The sequence below is a fragment of the Halomonas sp. 707D4 genome (genome assembly GCF_024158685.1).
Lineage (GTDB): Bacteria > Pseudomonadota > Gammaproteobacteria > Pseudomonadales > Halomonadaceae > Vreelandella.
The window spans coordinates 1-16373 of the sequence record NZ_JAMZBD010000015.1 but is presented as its reverse complement, the minus strand read 5'-3'; the positions used below and the strand labels follow the sequence as shown (position 1 = coordinate 16373).

General features: G+C 65.5%; 19 protein-coding genes. 13 read left to right on the top strand and 6 right to left on the bottom strand.

Annotated features, from left to right (window positions below):
• The 9 genes from hslU to tatC all read left to right on the top strand — a co-directional run.
• Positions 1-879, top strand: an 879-nt coding sequence (hslU, locus tag BIS11_RS01465; RefSeq protein ID WP_253585677.1) for an ATP-dependent protease ATPase subunit HslU, incomplete at its 5' end; no start/stop codon positions are given.
• Positions 880-967: 88 nt separating this feature from the next.
• Complete coding sequence (locus BIS11_RS01460) at positions 968-1351, top strand: gamma-butyrobetaine hydroxylase-like domain-containing protein (protein WP_227389198.1); 384 nt, start codon at positions 968-970, stop codon at positions 1349-1351.
• Between the two features lie 118 nt (positions 1352-1469).
• The gene (ubiE, locus tag BIS11_RS01455) at positions 1470-2225 is read left to right on the top strand and encodes a bifunctional demethylmenaquinone methyltransferase/2-methoxy-6-polyprenyl-1,4-benzoquinol methylase UbiE (RefSeq protein WP_253426042.1); all 756 of its coding nucleotides are present in this window, start codon (positions 1470-1472) and stop codon (positions 2223-2225) included.
• Between the two features lie 37 nt (positions 2226-2262).
• A complete protein-coding gene (locus BIS11_RS01450) occupies positions 2263-2910 on the top strand; it encodes an SCP2 domain-containing protein (protein WP_253426039.1) in 648 nt (215 codons plus the stop codon).
• Positions 2907-4529: a ubiquinone biosynthesis regulatory protein kinase UbiB gene (ubiB, locus tag BIS11_RS01445; protein ID WP_253585676.1), complete on the top strand. Its 1623-nt coding sequence runs from the start codon at positions 2907-2909 to the stop codon at positions 4527-4529. The genes BIS11_RS01450 and ubiB overlap by 4 nt, the downstream gene beginning before the upstream one ends.
• A 75-nt stretch (positions 4530-4604) precedes the next feature.
• Positions 4605-4955, top strand: coding sequence for a phosphoribosyl-ATP diphosphatase (locus BIS11_RS01440; protein WP_253420310.1), 351 nt, complete (start codon positions 4605-4607; stop codon positions 4953-4955).
• A 54-nt stretch (positions 4956-5009) separates the two neighbouring features.
• Positions 5010-5279 carry a Sec-independent protein translocase subunit TatA gene (gene tatA / locus BIS11_RS01435; protein ID WP_227388686.1) on the top strand — a complete coding sequence of 90 codons (270 nt, stop codon included), beginning with the start codon at positions 5010-5012 and terminating at the stop codon, positions 5277-5279.
• 3 nt (positions 5280-5282) lie between these two features.
• A complete protein-coding gene (gene tatB / locus BIS11_RS01430) occupies positions 5283-5753 on the top strand; it encodes a Sec-independent protein translocase protein TatB (protein WP_253420313.1) in 471 nt (156 codons plus the stop codon).
• Entirely contained in the window at positions 5750-6526 is a 777-nt protein-coding gene (gene tatC, locus BIS11_RS01425; RefSeq protein WP_253420316.1) for a twin-arginine translocase subunit TatC, read from the top strand. Before tatB ends, tatC begins: the two co-directional genes overlap by 4 nt.
• Before the next feature lie 71 nt (positions 6527-6597).
• On the opposite strand, the gene elbB is transcribed toward tatC, so the two are convergent.
• A complete protein-coding gene (elbB, locus tag BIS11_RS01420; RefSeq protein ID WP_253420319.1) occupies positions 6598-7269 on the bottom strand; it encodes an isoprenoid biosynthesis glyoxalase ElbB in 672 nt (223 codons plus the stop codon).
• A 163-nt stretch (positions 7270-7432) separates the two neighbouring features.
• Here elbB and hemB point away from each other — a divergent pair, with 163 nt between their 5' ends.
• The 3 genes from hemB (at position 7433) to BIS11_RS01405 (ending at position 11798) form a co-directional block, all read left to right on the top strand.
• A complete protein-coding gene (gene hemB / locus BIS11_RS01415) occupies positions 7433-8446 on the top strand; it encodes a porphobilinogen synthase (protein WP_253420321.1) in 1014 nt (337 codons plus the stop codon).
• A 98-nt stretch (positions 8447-8544) separates the two neighbouring features.
• The gene (ppk1, locus tag BIS11_RS01410) at positions 8545-10737 is read left to right on the top strand and encodes a polyphosphate kinase 1 (protein WP_253420323.1); all 2193 of its coding nucleotides are present in this window, start codon (positions 8545-8547) and stop codon (positions 10735-10737) included.
• 122 nt (positions 10738-10859) lie between these two features.
• Positions 10860-11798: a LysR family transcriptional regulator gene (locus BIS11_RS01405; RefSeq protein WP_253420326.1), complete on the top strand. Its 939-nt coding sequence runs from the start codon at positions 10860-10862 to the stop codon at positions 11796-11798.
• Here the strand turns inward: BIS11_RS01405 and BIS11_RS01400 are convergent.
• Together BIS11_RS01400 and BIS11_RS01395 are read right to left on the bottom strand one after the other, a co-directional pair.
• The gene (locus BIS11_RS01400) at positions 11761-13368 is read right to left on the bottom strand and encodes an ATP-binding protein (protein ID WP_253420329.1); all 1608 of its coding nucleotides are present in this window, start codon (positions 13366-13368) and stop codon (positions 11761-11763) included. The two genes, BIS11_RS01405 and BIS11_RS01400, sit on opposite strands and share 38 nt — an antisense overlap.
• 48 nt (positions 13369-13416) lie before the next feature.
• Positions 13417-14124, bottom strand: a complete 708-nt coding sequence (locus BIS11_RS01395) for a winged helix-turn-helix domain-containing protein (RefSeq protein WP_227388694.1) — start codon at positions 14122-14124, stop codon at positions 13417-13419.
• Between the two features lie 268 nt (positions 14125-14392).
• On the opposite strand from BIS11_RS01395, the gene BIS11_RS01390 reads away from it, so the two are divergent.
• The gene (locus tag BIS11_RS01390; RefSeq protein WP_227388695.1) at positions 14393-14533 is read left to right on the top strand and encodes a hypothetical protein; all 141 of its coding nucleotides are present in this window, start codon (positions 14393-14395) and stop codon (positions 14531-14533) included.
• Positions 14534-14640: 107 nt separating this feature from the next.
• Here BIS11_RS01390 and BIS11_RS01385 read toward each other — a convergent pair whose 3' ends face one another.
• The 3 genes from BIS11_RS01385 to BIS11_RS01375 form a co-directional block, all read right to left on the bottom strand.
• On the bottom strand, positions 14641-14820 hold the full coding sequence (locus BIS11_RS01385; protein ID WP_227388696.1) for a PLDc N-terminal domain-containing protein: 180 nt from the start codon (positions 14818-14820) through the stop codon (positions 14641-14643).
• A gap of 111 nt (positions 14821-14931) precedes the next feature.
• Positions 14932-15447, bottom strand: coding sequence for a TIGR02281 family clan AA aspartic protease (locus tag BIS11_RS01380; protein WP_253420332.1), 516 nt, complete (start codon positions 15445-15447; stop codon positions 14932-14934).
• Positions 15448-15457: 10 nt separating this feature from the next.
• Positions 15458-16373: MFS transporter (locus tag BIS11_RS01375; protein ID WP_253585675.1), on the bottom strand; the 916-nt coding region annotated here is incomplete at its 5' end.

The following is a 16373-nucleotide window of genomic DNA, read 5'->3' as shown; positions in this document are numbered from 1 at the left end:
GAGAACGCCACCCGCCAGTCGTTTCGCAAGAAACTGCGCGAGGGCCAGCTCGACGACAAGGAGATCGACATCGAAGTCACCTCCCAGGGCCAGGGCGTGGACATCATGACCCCGCCGGGCATGGAGGAGATGACCAACCAGCTGCAGAGCTTGTTCTCCAGCATGGGCCAGCAAAAGCGCGAGAACCGCCGCGTCACCGTCAAGGAAGCGCTGGTGCTGCTGCGCGACGAGGAGGCCGGCAAGCTGGTCAACGAGGAGGAGATCAAGGCGCGCGCCGTCGAGGCGGTCGAGCAGCACGGCATCGTGTTCCTCGACGAGATCGACAAGGTCGCCAAGGGCAGCGGCCAGTCGAGCGGCGGCGAGGTTTCCCGCGAAGGCGTGCAGCGCGACCTGCTGCCGCTGATCGAAGGCTCGACCGTCTCGACCAAGTACGGCATGGTCAAGACCGACCACATTCTGTTCATCGCCTCCGGTGCCTTCCATCTGTCGCGCCCGTCGGACCTGATTCCGGAGCTGCAGGGCCGCCTGCCGATCCGCGTCGAGCTCGATGCGCTCACGCCCCACGACTTCAAGCGCATCCTGACCGAGCCGTCGGCCTCGCTCACCAAGCAGTACCAGGCGCTGCTCGCCACCGAAGGGCTCGACGTCGAGTTCACTCCGGACGGCATCGAGCGCATCGCCGAGATCTCCTGGCAGGTCAACGAAGGCACCGAGAACATCGGCGCGCGGCGCCTGCACACCGTGATGGAGCGCCTGCTGGAAGAGGCCTCCTTCAAGGGCGGCGACATGGACAGCCCCCTGGTGGTCGACGCCGACTACGTCAACGCCCAGCTCGGGGAGCTTGCCGTCGACGAGGACCTGTCGCGCTATATTCTGTAGGCTGACACCTCGAATCCAGGTCCACGCCTTGCAGGCGGGTGCTCGCGCCCGCCTGTCGTCCATTCACCGCTCGCTCAAGGAGAGCCTCATGGACAGCCCGATCCCTACCCACGTGCACTACCACAAGAAAAACCGCCTGCTGGAGCTGACCTACCCGGGCGATCTTCACTACCGCGTGCCGATCGAACTCCTGCGCGTCTACTCCCCCTCGGCGGAAGTGCGCGGCCACGGCGCCGACAGCGCCGTGCTGCAGACCGGCAAGCGCGACGTAGGCCTCTTGAACATCACCCAGACCGGCCACTACGCGCTCAAGCTGCACTTCGACGATGGCCACGACAGCGGCCTCTACAGCTGGGACTACCTTTACGAGATCGCCACCCACCAGGATACCTACTGGGCGGAATACCTGGATCAGCTGGCCAGCGCCGGTGCCTCCCGCGAGCCCAAGGGGATTCTTTTCAAGGAGCTGTGACGATTGCGCCCCGGCGCAGACAAAGCGGCCAAGAGAAGGCTACAATACAGCCAACCCAATTCAAGCGATGGCCGCCGCGCCATCGACCTCCGCCTCGAACTCGGGAGCCTGCCGCCTCATGAGCCCCACGGAAAAGCGCACGACCCATTTCGGCTACCAGGAAGTTCCGCTCGACGAGAAAGCCTCTCGCGTCGCCGATGTCTTCCACTCGGTGGCCGCGCGCTACGACGTGATGAACGATCTGATGTCCTTCGGCATCCATCGGGTGTGGAAGCGCCTGACCATCGAGCGCGCCGGGGTGCGCCCGGGCCATCGGGTGCTGGACATCGCCGGCGGCACGGGCGACCTGACCCTCAAGTTCTCGCGCCTGGTCGGCCCGCGCGGCAAGGTGGTGCTCGCCGACATCAACGCCTCGATGCTCAATGTCGGCCGTGACAAGCTGATCGACAACGGCGTGGGCGGCAACGTCGAGTACGTCCAGGCCAACGCCGAGTGCCTGCCCTTCCCGGACAACCACTTCGACTGCATCACCATCGCCTTCGGCCTGCGCAACGTCACCGACAAGGACGCCGCGCTGCGCTCGATGGCGCGCGTGCTCAAGCCCGGCGGTCGCCTTTTGGTGCTGGAGTTCTCCAAGCCCGCCAACCCGCTGCTGACCAAGGCCTACGACGAGTACTCGTTCCGTTTTCTGCCCAGGATCGGGGAGCTGGTGGCCAAGGATGGCGAAAGCTATCGCTATCTTGCCGAGTCGATCCGCATGCACCCGGACCAGGAGACGCTGAAGGCGATGATGGAGGCCGCCGGCCTCGAGCGTGTCGAGTACACCAACCTGACCGGCGGCATCGTCGCGCTGCACCGCGGGATCAAGCTATGACGCGGCGGACACCGACGCCGACGGCCCCGAGGTGGTCATGCTGTTAACCCCGACCCTGCTGCTGGCCGGTTGTGAACGTACCCTCAACGCGCTGCTCGCCCGTGACCCGGCAGCCCCCAACCGGCTGGCGGCGCTGGCCGGCAGCCGGCTTCTGATCCGGTTCGAGAAACCCCACCTGGCCCTGCTGCTCGCCTACCACGCGGCCGGTGTCGACCTGCTGTCCGGCGACGAGGTCGACGAATCCGAGGCGGACGCCGTCGTCGAGCTCACCCCGGAAACCTTATCGGAATGGCTTGGCGGCGCGTCGCTCGAGCGCTTGATGTTCGAGGGCAAGCTGGCGGTGCGCGGGCGCATCGGTGTGCTGGAAGCTACCCGGGAGCTGTTCTTCGACCTGGATCTCGACTGGGAAGGCGAGCTCGCCACCTGGCTCGGCGCGACCCCCGCCCACTCGCTCGCCCAGGGCATGCGCCGGCTGGGCCGCTTTGGCCTGCGCGCCAAGGAGGAGCTCTTTCAGGACGTCTCCGAGTACGTCTTCGAGGAAGCCAAGCTTCTGCCCGGGCGCGCTCAGCGCGAGGTGCTGCGCGATGCCCTTACCGAGCTCGACGAGGCCACCGACCGGCTGGAAGCGCGCTTTCATCGCCTGGAGCGGCGCCTGAAGGCGCTGGCCACGGAGCGCGCTTCATGAGCCTGCGGCTGTTCAAGATCCTCTGGGTGATCGCCCGCCATCGCCTTGACACGCTGGTTCCCGTCGAGCGCCTGCCGCTGTGGTCGCGCCTTCTGATGTGGTTCATGCCGCTGCGCCTGATCCCCGTCGGCCAGCGCTCGCGTGGCGAGCGCCTGCGTCTGGCGCTGGAGTCGCTGGGGCCGATCTTCATCAAGTTCGGCCAGATGCTCTCGACCCGCCGCGACCTGCTGCCGGACGACATCTCCGACGAACTCAGAAGGCTTCAGGACCAGGTGCCGCCGTTCCCCGGCGAGCGGGCCGTCGCGCGGGTCGAGAAAGAGCTCGAGATGACGCTGGACGAGGCCTTCGCGAGTTTCGATCGCGCGCCGCTGGCGTCGGCCTCCATCGCCCAGGTACACGCCGCCACCCTGCACAGCGGCGAGGAGGTGGTGGTCAAGATCATCCGCCCCGGCATCGATGCGATCATGCGCCAGGACATGGCGCTGATGTACCGCGTCGCCAAGCTGCTGGCCCGGGTGCCCGAGGCGCGCCGGCTGCGCCCGGTGGAGGTGATCCGCGACTACGAGTCGACGCTGTTCGACGAGCTGGATCTCTACAAGGAGGCCGCCAACACCTCCCAGCTCAAGCGCAATTTCAAGGATTCGCCGCTGTTGTTCGTGCCGACCATCTACTGGCCCTTCACTCGGCGCCACGTCATGGTCCAGGAGCGCATCCACGGGGTGCCGGTGGCGGATCTCGACACCCTGATGAAAAAGGGCGTGAATCTCAAGAAGCTCGCCGAGCGCGGGGTCGAGCTGTTCTTCACCCAGGTGTTTCGCGACAACTTCTTTCACGCCGACATGCACCCGGGCAACATCTTCGTCAACGCCGACAACCCTCAGGACCCGCAGTACATCGCCATCGATTGCGGGATCGTCGGCAGCCTCACCCGGGAAGATCAGGACTATCTGGCGCGCAACCTGCTGGCCTTCTTCCACCAGGACTACTACGAGGTGGCGGCCCTTCATATCGAGTCCGGCTGGGTCGGTGAAAACACCCGCGCCAACGAGTTCGCCGCCGCCATTCGCACGGTGTGCGAGCCGATCCTGGAAAAGCCGCTCAAGGACATCTCCTTCGGTCAGGTGCTTTTGGGTCTCTTCCAGACCGCGCGGCGCTTCAACATGGAAGTGCAGCCGCAGCTGGTGCTCTTGCAGAAGACGCTTCTCAACATCGAGGGCCTGGGGCGCCAGCTCTACCCGGAGCTCGACCTGTGGAGCACCGCAAAGCCGTATCTCGAGCAGTGGATGAAGGAGCGCGCCGGGGTCGGGGGGCTTTGGGAGTCGCTCAAGCGCCAGGCGCCGGAGCTTTCCCGTCAATTGCCGGAGCTTCCGGTGCTCGCCCACCAGGCGCTGGGTCGCATGGAGCAGGAGCATCGCCAGCGCCATGCCCAGGCCAACGCCATCACCGAGCTCGAGGCGAAGTACGCCCAGCAGAGAAAGCGCCATCACCGCCTGCGCATCGGCGTGGCGCTGGTGGCCGTGGCCCTGGCCTGGCAGCCCCTGAGCGATTGGGCGCTGGCCCAGCCCTGGCCGCTGCTCGCCGCGGCCGGCGCCGGCCTGATCCTGCTTTTATGGCAGTAATGGCGCCCAAGCTACGCTACACTCATGCCATCAGGCGCCCCTTTTCCATTCAAGCGCATTGACCCAAGGATTTCGATGAGCACCGCCGACACCTCGCCCGTTCTCGACCACCTCGCCCGGGTGCTTGACCAGCGCCGCCACGCCGCACCGGAAGACTCCTACGTCGCCTCCCTGCATCACAAGGGGCTCAACAAGATTCTCGAGAAGGTGGGCGAAGAGGCCGTCGAGGTCGTGCTCGCCGCCAAGGATGCCGAGCACGGCGGCGAGCGCGAGCGTCAGGCGGTTATCGCCGAAACCGCGGATCTGTGGTTTCATAGCCTGGTCATGCTCTCGCATCTTGGGCTCGATCATGAAAGCGTGCTCGACGAGCTCGCCCGCCGTTTCGGGGTCTCGGGCCACGACGAAAAGGCGTCCCGGCAGCGCTGATCCCGAACAAGAAATCACCCGTTCTTTGATCCTTTTCTTCATGAGGAAACGACTATGTTAGGTGGCATCAGTATCTGGCAGCTCCTGATCGTTCTGGGCATCATCATCCTGATCTTCGGCACCAAGAAGCTGCGCAACGTCGGCACCGATCTCGGCGGCGCGGTCAAAGGGTTCAAGAGTGCCATGAGCGAAGACGAAAAAGACAAAAGTGCCGAGCGCGACGACGCCGCCCGCGTCGCCCACGAGGAGCCGGGCAACACGTTCGACGTCCAGGCCGAAGAGAAGCGCAAGGCGGACGAGAAGCGCTTCGAGGAGCGTCCGTAAGCCATGCTGGATATCGGCTTTCTCGAACTCATGCTCATCGGTATCGTGGCGCTGGTGGTGCTCGGTCCCGAGCGGCTGCCGAAGGCCGCGCGCACCACCGGCATGTGGATCGGCAAGATCAAGCGAACGGTATCCGGCATGCAGCGCGAGATCACCGCTCAGCTCGAGGCCGAGGAGCTTCGCCAGAAGCTCAGCGACCAGCAGAAGAAGCTCGACGAGAGCCTCTCCCAGGCCAAGCGCGACGTGGAGCGCATCGCCGATGTTACGCGCGTCACCTCGCGCCCGGGCGGCAACTCCGCACAGGCCGACAAGTACGTGGAAGAAGCCAGAACTCATCTCGACGACGCGCTGAAGACGGTTCACGAGGAGCCCGTGGTCTCGCCGGCACCGGCCACCGACGCACCCGCCGACACCGATCCGAAGAAGGCCGACCCGAGGAAGGCCGACCCGAAGAAGGACAGCACCTCCCCATGAGCAAGCCGGGCGATTCAGACAAGGCGCGCGAAGACCAGAGCCAGGCCCCGTTGATCGAGCACCTGATCGAGCTGCGCTCGCGCCTGATCAAGGCGGTGGTGGTCATCGTGGTCATCTTTTTGGCGCTCTACGCCTTCGCCAACGATCTCTATACCTTCGTGGCCGACCCCCTGATGGCCATGCTGCCGCCGGGCTCGCAGATGATCGCGACAGAAGTGGCCTCGCCCTTTCTGGCGCCGTTCAAGCTGACCCTGGTGGTCGCGGTGTTCCTGGCGATTCCCTTCGTGCTTCATCAGGCTTGGGCATTCATCGCCCCGGGGCTCTACGACAACGAGAAGGCACTGGCGATACCGATTCTGGTCTCGAGCGTGGCGCTGTTCTATGCCGGCGCGGCCTTCGCCTACTACGTGGTGTTCCCGCTGCTGTTCGAGTTCTTCACCCAGACGGGCCCGGCCAACGTGGCGGTGATGACCGACATCAACCAGTACCTGAACTTCGTGCTGAAGCTGTTCTTCGCCTTCGGCGTGGCCTTCGAGATTCCCATCGCGACGTTTCTGCTGATCCTCTCCGGGGCGACCACCGTGGAGAGCCTGTCGCAGAAGCGCCCCTACATCATCCTGGGGTGTTTCGTGATCGGCATGCTTCTGACCCCGCCGGACGTGATCTCGCAGAGCCTCCTGGCGATCCCCATGTACCTGCTCTACGAGGTGGGCCTGCTGTTCGGCCGGCTGGTGCGTCGGCGCCGGCAGGCCGCCGAGGACGCGACCGACTAGCGCCGGGCCGTCGATCGAAAAAAGCCTCTGCGACCTGCAGAGGCTTTTTCGTATCCGGCGGGGTCCGGGGCTCAGTTGCGGGTCTGGTCGATCATCTCGTCGATCCGCTCGACCAGCTTGAAGATGCCGCTGGCCGCCTCGCTGATGCGCGTGGCCTGCATGTAGGCCGGCGTGGTCACCACCCGGTGCTCGAGATCCACCACGATGTCGTCGACATCGCAGCCCCGGTGCAGCCCGCCCATGGCGCTGATCGCGCCGGATACGCCCGGGTCGCGGCCGATGGTCACCGCGATGCCGTCGCCGAGAAGCTTCGGCACCAGCACCGGCGCGATGCACATCAGGCCGATGGGCTTGGCGTCCTCCTTGAAGGCGGCGAGTGCGGGCTTGAGGCTTTCGAGCACCTCCATGGCATCGCCCTTCTCGGCGAAGTCGCAAAGGTTCTTGGCCACCCCGAAGCCGCCGGGAACGATCACGGCATCGAAGGCGTCGGCGTCGAGCTCGTCGATCGGCTGGATGTCGCCACGCATCAGCCGCGCGGACTCCGTGAGCACGTTGCGCGCCTCGCCCTCGGTCACGTCCTGGGTCCGGTGGTCGATGACGTGGTGCGCCTCGATGTCCGGTGCGAAGGCGCGGTAGCCGATCCCCAGTTGATCCAGGCGTAGAAGCGTCAGCGTGGTTTCGTAAATCTCCGATCCATCATAAGCGCCGCAGCCGGCCAGAATCACTGCTACTTGTTTGCCCATGCCTCACTCCCTTGGTTATGTCCATGCGCGCGAAGCCAGCGCCATGGTCGAATCGACACTCTAGTCACTCTCGACGAGCGCCACAAGGCGGCTTTCGCCGCAGGCCGTGGCTGATATACTCGTGTCGAAAAGGCCTTACTCCTACGAGCCAAGCGGAGAGTTCATGAGCACACCCCGTCAGTTTCCCGCCACCCGCATGCGCCGCATGCGCCGCGACGACTTCTCGCGCCGTCTGATGCGTGAATCCCACCTGAGCCCGTCCGACCTGATCCTGCCGGTGTTCGTGCTCGAGGGCGAGAACCAGCGCGAGGCGGTGGACTCGATGCCCGGCGTCGAGCGCCTCTCCATCGATCTTCTGATCGAGCAGGCCCGCGAAGCTTTCGAACTCGGCATCCCGGCGCTGGCGCTGTTCCCGGTGGTCGGCCCGGAGCACAAGAGCGAGCTCGCCGAGGAAGCCTACAACGCCAGCGGCCTGATCCAGCGCTGCGTGCGCGCGCTCAAGGCCGCGCTGCCGGAGCTTGGCCTGATCACCGACGTGGCACTCGACCCCTACACCAGCCACGGCCAGGACGGCATTCTCGACGAGCAGGGCTACGTGCAGAACGACCGTACCGTGGACACGCTACTCAAGCAGGCGCTCTCCCACGCCGAGGCCGGCGCCGACGTGCTGGCCCCTTCCGACATGATGGATGGGCGTATCGGCGCCATTCGCCGGGTACTCGAGCAGGACAACCTGCACAACGTGCGCATCATGGCCTACAGCGCCAAGTACGCCTCCGCCTACTACGGCCCGTTTCGCGATGCGGTGGGCTCGGCGGGCAACCTGGGTAAAGCCGACAAGCGCACCTACCAGATGGACCCGGCCAACACCGACGAGGCGATTCACGAGGTCGCGCTCGACATTTCCGAGGGCGCCGACATGGTGATGGTCAAGCCCGGCATGCCGTATCTGGACGTGGTGCGCCGGGTCAAGAGCGAACTGGGCGTGCCCACCTTCGCCTACCAGGTGAGCGGCGAGTACGCCATGCACCGCGCCGCCTTCGACCATGGCTGGCTCGACCCCGACGCGGTGATCCTGGAGTCATTGATGTGCTTCAAGCGCGCCGGCGCCGACGGCATTCTCACCTACTTCGCCCTCGACGCCGCGCGCCTGCTCGCCGAGCACCCCGCGCGCTGACACCGAAGTGTCATATTTCCCCTGCAGAATGCGAGGTTTCACACTACGTTCAAGATAAGCGCCGCCGGCGCGACAGCCACTCTGCAGGGGGTAAGGCCATGGAGATGCACTCGTCGGAGTCCACACCGCTTCAAGGCGTCGAGGGCGCCGGCGTCGAGGGTGATCTTCCGGCTCTGCGCATCAACCGCACCCCGACCGGCGTGCAGGCCAAGGAGGCGCTGGCGCAGACCGACCTGGACGACCCGGAGCTCTACTTCAACCGCGAGCTCTCCCACCTGCAGTTCAACATCCGGGTGCTCGAACAGGCCTTGGACGACGCTCACCCGCTCTTGAACCGGCTGATGTTCCTGCTGATCTTCTCCTCCAACATGGACGAGTTCTTCGAGATCCGCGTGGCCGGGCTCAAGCACCAGATCGCTCTCAACGACGACACCACCTCGGTGGATGGCCGCCTGCCCAAGGCAGTGCTGGCGGAGATTTCCGACATCGCCCACCGCCAGATCGCTCGCCAGTACCAGATTCTGAACGACACCCTGCTGCCGGCGCTGGAGGCCCAGGGCCTGCGCTTTCGCCGCCGCGACCAGTGGACCGAGGCACAGAAGGCGTGGGTGCGCACGTTCTTCGATACCGAGATCATGCCGGTGATCAGCCCCATCGGCCTGGACCCTTCTCACCCGTTTCCGCGACTGGTCAACAAGAGCCTCAACTTCATCGTCGAGCTCGAGGGCAAGGACGCCTTCGGGCGCTCCGGCGGCATGGCGATCCTGCCCGCGCCGCGTTCGCTGCCGCGCCTGATCGCCCTGCCCCGGGAGCTGTGCGCCGAGGGCTTCGCCGAGTACGTGTTCCTGTCGTCGATGATCCACGCCCACGCCGAGGAGCTGTTCCCCGGCATGCGCGTGCTCGGCTGCTACCAGTTCCGGCTGACCCGCAACGCGGATCTCAGCGTCGACCCGGAAGAGGTGTCGGATCTCGCTTCGGCGCTCAAGGGCGAACTGCTTGCCCGACGCTACGGCAGCGGCGTGCGCCTGGAGGTGGCCAATAACTGCCCGGAGGGGCTGACCGATTTCCTGCTGCGCCAGTTCGACCTGGGCCTGGAGGATCTCTACCGGGTCGAGGGGCCGGTGAACCTGACGCGCATGATGTCGGTACTGGGCGACGTCGACCGGCCCGAGCTGCGCTACCGCCCCTTCACGCCGAGCGTGCCCAAGGCGCTGAAGGAAGGCAGCCTGTTCGATGCCATCACCCGGCAGGACATCCTGCTCCACCACCCGTTCCAGTCGTTCTCGCCCATCGAGGATCTGCTGCGCGAGGCGGCGCGTGACCCGGACGTGCTGGCGATCAAGCAGACGCTCTATCGCACCGGGGCGGACTCGTCGATCGTCGGCGCCTTGGTCGATGCGGCAAGCCAGGGCAAGGAGGTCACGGTGGTGATCGAGCTGCGCGCGCGCTTCGACGAAGCCGACAACCTGCAGCTCGCCTCGCGCCTGCAGGAGGCTGGCGCCATCGTGATCTACGGCATCATGGCCTACAAGACCCACGCCAAGATGCTGCATATCGTGCGCCGCGAAAAGGGCGAGCTGCGCCACTATGCCCACCTCGGCACCGGCAACTACCACGCCAAGACCGCCAAGCTCTACACCGACTACAGCCTGCTGACCGCCAACCAGACGCTGTGCGCCGACGTGCACCGGGTCTTCCAGCAGCTCTCCGGCATGGGCCAGGCACGCCGAATCGACACTCTCCTGCACGCCCCCTTCACGCTGCACCCGAGGCTCGTCGAGATGATCGACCGCGAGGCCCAGTTCGCCGCCAAGGGCAAGCGCAGCCACATCATCATCAAGTGCAACTCGCTCACCGAGCCCAAGCTGATCAAGGCACTCTACCGCGCTTCGCAAGCGGGCGTGGAGTGCGACCTGATCATTCGCGGCATGTGCTGCCTGCGTCCAGGGGTGAAGGGCGTGTCGGAGAACATCCGCGTACGCTCGATCATCGGACGGTTTCTCGAGCATACCCGGGTGTTCCACTTCCATAACGGCGGCAAGCCCGAGATATGGTGCTCGAGCGCCGACTTCATGCCGCGCAACATGTTCCACCGCGTCGAGACCTGCTTTCCGCTCAAGGACAAGAAGCTCGCCAACCGGGTACGCAAGGATCTCGAGACCTACCTGGTGGACAACTGCCAGAGCTGGCTCTTGCAAAGCGATGGCAGCTACCGGCTGCAGTCGCCGGGCGCAGGCGATGCGATCAGCGCCCAGGAGACGCTGCTCTACGCCTTCGCCTCGAAGAGCTGACGCGCTTGGGCAAGCGCGCGGGAGTATGAGAAGCTATCCCCCTATCATCGCGGCGACCGACACCGCGCGCCTTGCCCCGTCATGAACCGGTCCCGGGCCGGTTCGAACCGTGAATCTTGCCCATGATCGAACTACGTCACCTGCGCACACTGGTTGCGCTGCGCGAAACCGGCTCGCTGGTCGAAGCCGCCGAGCGCGTCCACCTGACCCAGTCGGCACTCTCCCATCAGTTGAAGGACCTCGAGCATCGCGTGGCGGGGCCGCTGTTCGTGCGCAAGACCCGCCCGGTCGAGTTCACTCGGGCGGGGCTTCGTCTTCTCGCCCTCGCCGACGAACTGCTGCCGTCGGTGCGCCGCGCCGAGCGCGACCTGGCCCGCCTGGCCGGGACCGAGCAGGGCCGCCTGCACATGGCGATCGAGTGCCACAGCTGCTTCCAGTGGCTGATGCCGACGGTGGACTACTTTCGCGATCACTGGCCGGAGATCGAGATCGACATCCCCAGCGGCCACCACTTCGACCCGCTGCCGGCGCTGGCCCGCGAGCAGCTCGACCTGGTGATCACCGCCGACCCCCAGCCCATCGACGGTATCCACTACGCGCCGCTGTTTCGCTACGAGGGGCTGCTGGCGGTGGCTCGCCAGCACCCGTTTGCTCAGAAGGCGTTCGTCGAGCCCGAGGCCCTGGCCGGCGAAACGCTGATCACCTATCCGGTCGAGCACACCCGCCTGGACGTCTTCACCCAGTTCCTGACCCCCGCCGAGGTGCGCCCCAGGGAAATCCGCACCGCCGAGCTGACCATCATGATGATGCAGCTGGTGGCCAGCGGTCGCGGGGTGTGCGCGCTGCCCAACTGGGCGCTGACCGAGTATCTCGAGCGCGCCTACGTGAGCGCCGTGAAGCTCGGCGAGTCGGGCATCTGGAGCACGCTGTTCGCCGCGATTCGCGAGGAGACGCGCCATACGCCCTGGATGAAGGATTTCCTGCGTACCGCGCGGGAAACGTCGTTCGCGGTGCTCAGCGGCATCAAGCCGGCGGGTCACGACGAGGAATCAGAAGCGTAAAGCGCGCCCCGCCGAGGGTCGGGCTCTCGTCGATGGTGACGCTGCCGCCGTGGCCGCTCATCACCTTGTGGACGATGGAGAGCCCCAGCCCGTAGCCGCCGGAGCTGCGCGCCCGGCTGTCGTCGAGCCGCGCGAAGGGTTTGAAGATGTCACCGCGCGCCTCCACGGGAATGCCCGGCCCGTCGTCCTCGACATCGATGCGCACCAGGTGCGGCTCGTCCCAGAGACGGATGACGACCTGGGTACGCCCGTAGCGGCAGGCGTTGCTCACCAGGTTCTGCAGCGCCCGCTGCAGGTAGCGCGGCTCGGCCAGAATCTCGACCTCACCCTCCGCCTCGAGCTTGAGCGTCAGCGACTTGTGCAGCGGGGTGAGCGCGTCGATCACCCGGCGCGCCATAGCGCAGCACTCCACCGGCGCCATGTCGAGCTCGTCGCCGTGACCCGGCCCGCCGCCCAGGCGGGCGTAGGTAAGAATCTCGTCGACCAGATCGTCGAGCTCGGCGATGTCGGCATCGATACCCTGGAGCTGGCGGCGGATCGCCGGCTCCTCGGTCATGTCCTCGACCATCTGCACCGCGAAGCGAATCCGCGCCACCGGCGTTCGAAGCTCGTGGGAGACCGCGCGGATCATCTCCTGCTGCCCCTTGAGCAGCGTCTGCACCTGACTCGCCATGGCGTTGAAGGCCATGCCCAGCCGGCCCAGGAAGTCGCCGCTCTCGACCTTCACCCGGGTCTCCAGCCGGCCGCTGGCGATGCGCGTGGCGGCCAGTTCCAGGCGCGCCATGCGCGCCTCGATGCTGCGCATGATGAGATAGATGATCAGGCTCAGTACCACCATCACGCCGATCAGCAGCGGCAGATGAAGGCTCAAGGGCAGCGTCTCGCGCCGGGCGATGGGTCCGGCCTTGAGCCACTGCTCGTTGCCCGGCACCTGGTAGAGAAACGACAGCGACAGCTGTTCGTTCACCAGGCGCATCACCACGTCACCGCGATCGAGCTGCTGATGCTGGGCAGGGGTGAGATCCTCGGGAAGCGCAGTGAGCAGGGCCAAGGGCCAGCCCGTCGAGTGCAGGCGTGAGAGCAGCTCGGGCCGGTCGGCATAGGGCGTGCGCGAAAGCCACTCGCCGAGCGCGACCAGGCTGCCCTGCCACTGCCGCTCGCTCCAGCCGACGAAGGTGGCGCTCAGCACGCTGCTCGGCGACACGCCGTCGTCGGGAAGGCGCTGGCGCAACTGCCAGGGGTCCTCGTCGATCAGGATGCCGCCGCGCTTCAGGCGCGCCTTCTCGAAATAGTTCAGCTCGGCGCTATCCAGGGGTCGCAGCGCCAGTTGCATGCCGAGCTGCTGGGCAAAGATGTTCAGGCGCGCCTCGCGGCGCGCAGGCGGCAGTGCAGCGAGCTGCTCGGTCATCAGCGTCATCGGAAGGCTCGCCATCCTTTCGCGAAACTCTTCCCGGCGCACCTGCTCGATGAAGGTGCGCCCGCCGATGGTGAGCAGGAACACCACGCACAGCGAAAGCCCCAGCAGGACGTAGAAGCGCAGAAAGGAGCCATGGCCGAGCACGCGCGACATGTCGCTTACCTCTTCGATGCAGCGAAAACCGCCGGACGCGCTCGCATCCTAGCTATCCTTGACGAACAGATAGCCCTTGCTGCGCACCGTCTTGATGCGGTGGGGCTGGTGGGGGTCGTCGCCGATCTTCGGGCGGATGCGCGAGACGCGCACGTCGATCGAGCGGTCCTGGCCATCGTACTTGATACCGCGCAGGTCGTTGAAGATCTCCTCGCGGGTCAACACGGTGCCGGCGTTGCGGGCCAGCAGCCAGAGCAGGTCGAACTCGGCGCTGGTCAGGTCGATGCGCTCGCCGTCGAGCCACGCCTCGCGAGTGGCGCTGTCGATCTCGAGGTTGGAGAACTGCAGGCGCACTTCACCGTTGGGCGCAGCCGGCGCGTCGGCGCGGCGCAGCAGCGCCCGCATGCGCGCCAGCAACACCCGGGGCTGCACCGGCTTGGGCACGTAGTCGTCGGCGCCCATCTCGAGCCCCAGCACCTGGTCGAGATCGTCGGTGCGCGCGGTCAGCATCATGATGGGACCGGCGAAGTTGGGTCGCACCCGACGGCAGATCGACAGCCCATCTTCGCCGGGGAGCATCAGGTCGAGGATGACCAGGTCCGGCGCAAGCTCCATGATGCGCTCGACGCCCTTGGCGCCGTCGGCCTCGATGGTCACCCGGAAACCGTTGTTCTCCAGGTAGTCTCGGGTGAGCTCGGCCAGGCGCTTGTCATCTTCGATGATCAGCACGTGGTCTTGATCGGGATGGTCAATCATGGTCGGCTCCCGTTCCCTCGGTCATGGTGATGCTCCCCGTGGTCGAATGATGGCTCGGCGATCTCGCCAAACGATCAATAGTAACACTTGCTTACTCTTTATTAACGTTGGCGAGCGAAATTGCAAGACCCGGTGGCGCCACGGCGAAAGATGGCGCCCCTGCCGCCCGCCAAGCGTCATTTTTCGACGCTTGATTCTTGATTTATTGAGGTCTAATGTTGACCGGGCAAGCTGTCAACCGTGATTTCTGAAGCGGCAGGAGGAGGCAATGGGCAATCAGAAGGCCAAGAGCGTCATCAAGCGTGTCTACGTACCCACCCAGGTGCGCGATCTACCCAACGGTGAAAAACTGACCATTCCAGGGCACTACAAGGCGCCGCCTAATGAAGAGAGCGGCTCTCAGCACTGATCGAGCGCTCGCGGCGCGGTCATACGCCAAGCACAAGCACCAACGAGAAAGCAGGCCCGAAGGCCTGCTTTCTCGTGTAGGGCGGGTAGTTCGTGCGTTCGCCCGTGCTATCCCTTGGGACCGAACAGGAACCAGGCGATCAATCCCACCAGCGGGAAGATCAGCAGCACCAGAATCCAGACCAGCTTGGCGAGACTGCTCGCCGGACTCTTGGCGACCTTGACGATGGCCCAGATGACAATGACGAGCCAGATGAGTCCCAGCAATCCACCGACTTCAATACCCATAATCGTTCTCCTTGATCGGTCGACATCGACAGGGGTGAACCCTACCTCGACATCGATGGGTTGGTATCCTTACGTCGAACAGCATAGCACTTCCTCGACGACATGCGAGCCTCACGGCTCGGGCAGGCGCAGGCGCATCTCGCCGTCGGCCATTTCGATGGCGAACAGGTTCAGAAAGCTCATGCCCAGCAGCACCGTATCATGCTCCATGCCGGGGCTGATCGACCCTTGCACGCTCTGCGCACGCAGGCCGCCCAGCACCACTTCGTCGAGTTCGGTCAGGTTGCCCTGCACTCGACCGTTGGCGGTATTGAACCAGGCGCTGCGCCCGGGAACCAGTGCCAGGCGAGCGGCGAGCTCCTGGGGCACGTTGACGTAGGTCGCGCCGGTATCGAGCAAGAAGGTCACCGGCTCGCCATTGATTTCGCCGGGCGCCTCGAAGTGCCCGGAGCGATTGCGCTTGAGCGTGACCGGCGCGCCGTCGGGCGAGGCGTTCACCACGTGGGCATTGGGCGTGCTGAGCTTGGTGAAGCCGCCGTCGATCAGCCAGGTTCCCGCGCCCAGCAGCACGATCCAGAACAGCAGCATCATCACGATCCCGCCGCGCTGGGCATCGAGCGATCTCATTCGTCCCTCCTCAGGGGCCTTCCCAGTCAAGCGCTGCTTGTCGACCCCGGCGCTCGTCGACCCCGACACAGATCAGCATGGCGATGATGAACAGTCCCGCACATAGAAGAATAGACGCTTGCAGACCGACCAGCGCCTGCAGTACGCCCAGCATCACGATGCCCAGCACCCCCGCGAGCTTGTTGGAGAGCCCCCAGAAGCCGAAGAACTCCGCCGACTTGGGCTGGGGCGAGAACACGCCGACCAGGGCGCGACTGGCGGACTGGCTCGAGCCCAGGCTCAGCCCGGCCAGGCACCCCACGTAAAGAAACACGTACTGCGCCTGCCACTGCCAGCCGAAGGCGGCGTTGGCCCAGGCGGTCAGCTCCGGCGTCGCCCAGATCGCCAGGATCGCCAGCACCCAGAGCGCCAGGGTCATCTGATAGGTGCGCTTGGCGCCGATCCGGTCCTGAAGGAAACCGAAGCCCAGCGCCCCGGCGGCAGCGGTCACCTGCACGACGATGAACATGATGTTGCGCACGCTCTCGTCCCAGCCGATCACCTGGGCACCGTAGATGAAGGCGAAGGCGATGATGATGTAGACCCCGGCCATCGAGAACAGCAGCGACACCAGAAAGCGGGTCAGATCCTTGAAGTGGCGAAGCTCGTCGAGCGTGCCCAGCACCTGACGCTTGGCGATGGCGCGGTAGGAGACGCCGCCGGGCCGGGGCGTGCCGCGCTCCTTGAGCCACAAAAACGTGGGGATCGCCGCCACCAGGAAAAACCCTGCGGCGAAGGGCCCGACCCAGCGAATGCGCTCGAAGTTGGCCGCCGTCGCCTCGCCCAGGGCCACCAGCGTGAAGCCTGCAGCGAACAGCCCCCCGATATAGCCAAGCGCCCAGCCGAATCCCGAAATCTTGCCTAGCGACTCCGGCGGGCCGAGCTCC

Bases quoted from the DNA above. Each gene is read 5' to 3' on its own strand.
- BIS11_RS01460 (WP_227389198.1), top strand. From the start codon at position 968: ATGGACAGCCCGATCCCTACCCACGTGCACTACCACAAGAAAAACCGC.
- ubiE (WP_253426042.1), top strand. From the start codon at position 1,470: ATGAGCCCCACGGAAAAGCGCACGACCCATTTCGGCTACCAGGAAGTT.
- BIS11_RS01450 (WP_253426039.1), top strand. From the start codon at position 2,263: ATGCTGTTAACCCCGACCCTGCTGCTGGCCGGTTGTGAACGTACCCTC.
- ubiB (WP_253585676.1), top strand. From the start codon at position 2,907: ATGAGCCTGCGGCTGTTCAAGATCCTCTGGGTGATCGCCCGCCATCGC.
- BIS11_RS01440 (WP_253420310.1), top strand. From the start codon at position 4,605: ATGAGCACCGCCGACACCTCGCCCGTTCTCGACCACCTCGCCCGGGTG.
- tatA (WP_227388686.1), top strand. From the start codon at position 5,010: ATGTTAGGTGGCATCAGTATCTGGCAGCTCCTGATCGTTCTGGGCATC.
- tatB (WP_253420313.1), top strand. From the start codon at position 5,283: ATGCTGGATATCGGCTTTCTCGAACTCATGCTCATCGGTATCGTGGCG.
- tatC (WP_253420316.1), top strand. From the start codon at position 5,750: ATGAGCAAGCCGGGCGATTCAGACAAGGCGCGCGAAGACCAGAGCCAG.
- elbB (WP_253420319.1), bottom strand. From the start codon at position 7,269: ATGGGCAAACAAGTAGCAGTGATTCTGGCCGGCTGCGGCGCTTATGAT.
- hemB (WP_253420321.1), top strand. From the start codon at position 7,433: ATGAGCACACCCCGTCAGTTTCCCGCCACCCGCATGCGCCGCATGCGC.
- ppk1 (WP_253420323.1), top strand. From the start codon at position 8,545: ATGGAGATGCACTCGTCGGAGTCCACACCGCTTCAAGGCGTCGAGGGC.
- BIS11_RS01405 (WP_253420326.1), top strand. From the start codon at position 10,860: ATGATCGAACTACGTCACCTGCGCACACTGGTTGCGCTGCGCGAAACC.
- BIS11_RS01400 (WP_253420329.1), bottom strand. From the start codon at position 13,368: ATGTCGCGCGTGCTCGGCCATGGCTCCTTTCTGCGCTTCTACGTCCTG.
- BIS11_RS01395 (WP_227388694.1), bottom strand. From the start codon at position 14,124: ATGATTGACCATCCCGATCAAGACCACGTGCTGATCATCGAAGATGAC.
- BIS11_RS01390 (WP_227388695.1), top strand. From the start codon at position 14,393: ATGGGCAATCAGAAGGCCAAGAGCGTCATCAAGCGTGTCTACGTACCC.
- BIS11_RS01385 (WP_227388696.1), bottom strand. From the start codon at position 14,820: ATGGGTATTGAAGTCGGTGGATTGCTGGGACTCATCTGGCTCGTCATT.
- BIS11_RS01380 (WP_253420332.1), bottom strand. From the start codon at position 15,447: ATGAGATCGCTCGATGCCCAGCGCGGCGGGATCGTGATGATGCTGCTG.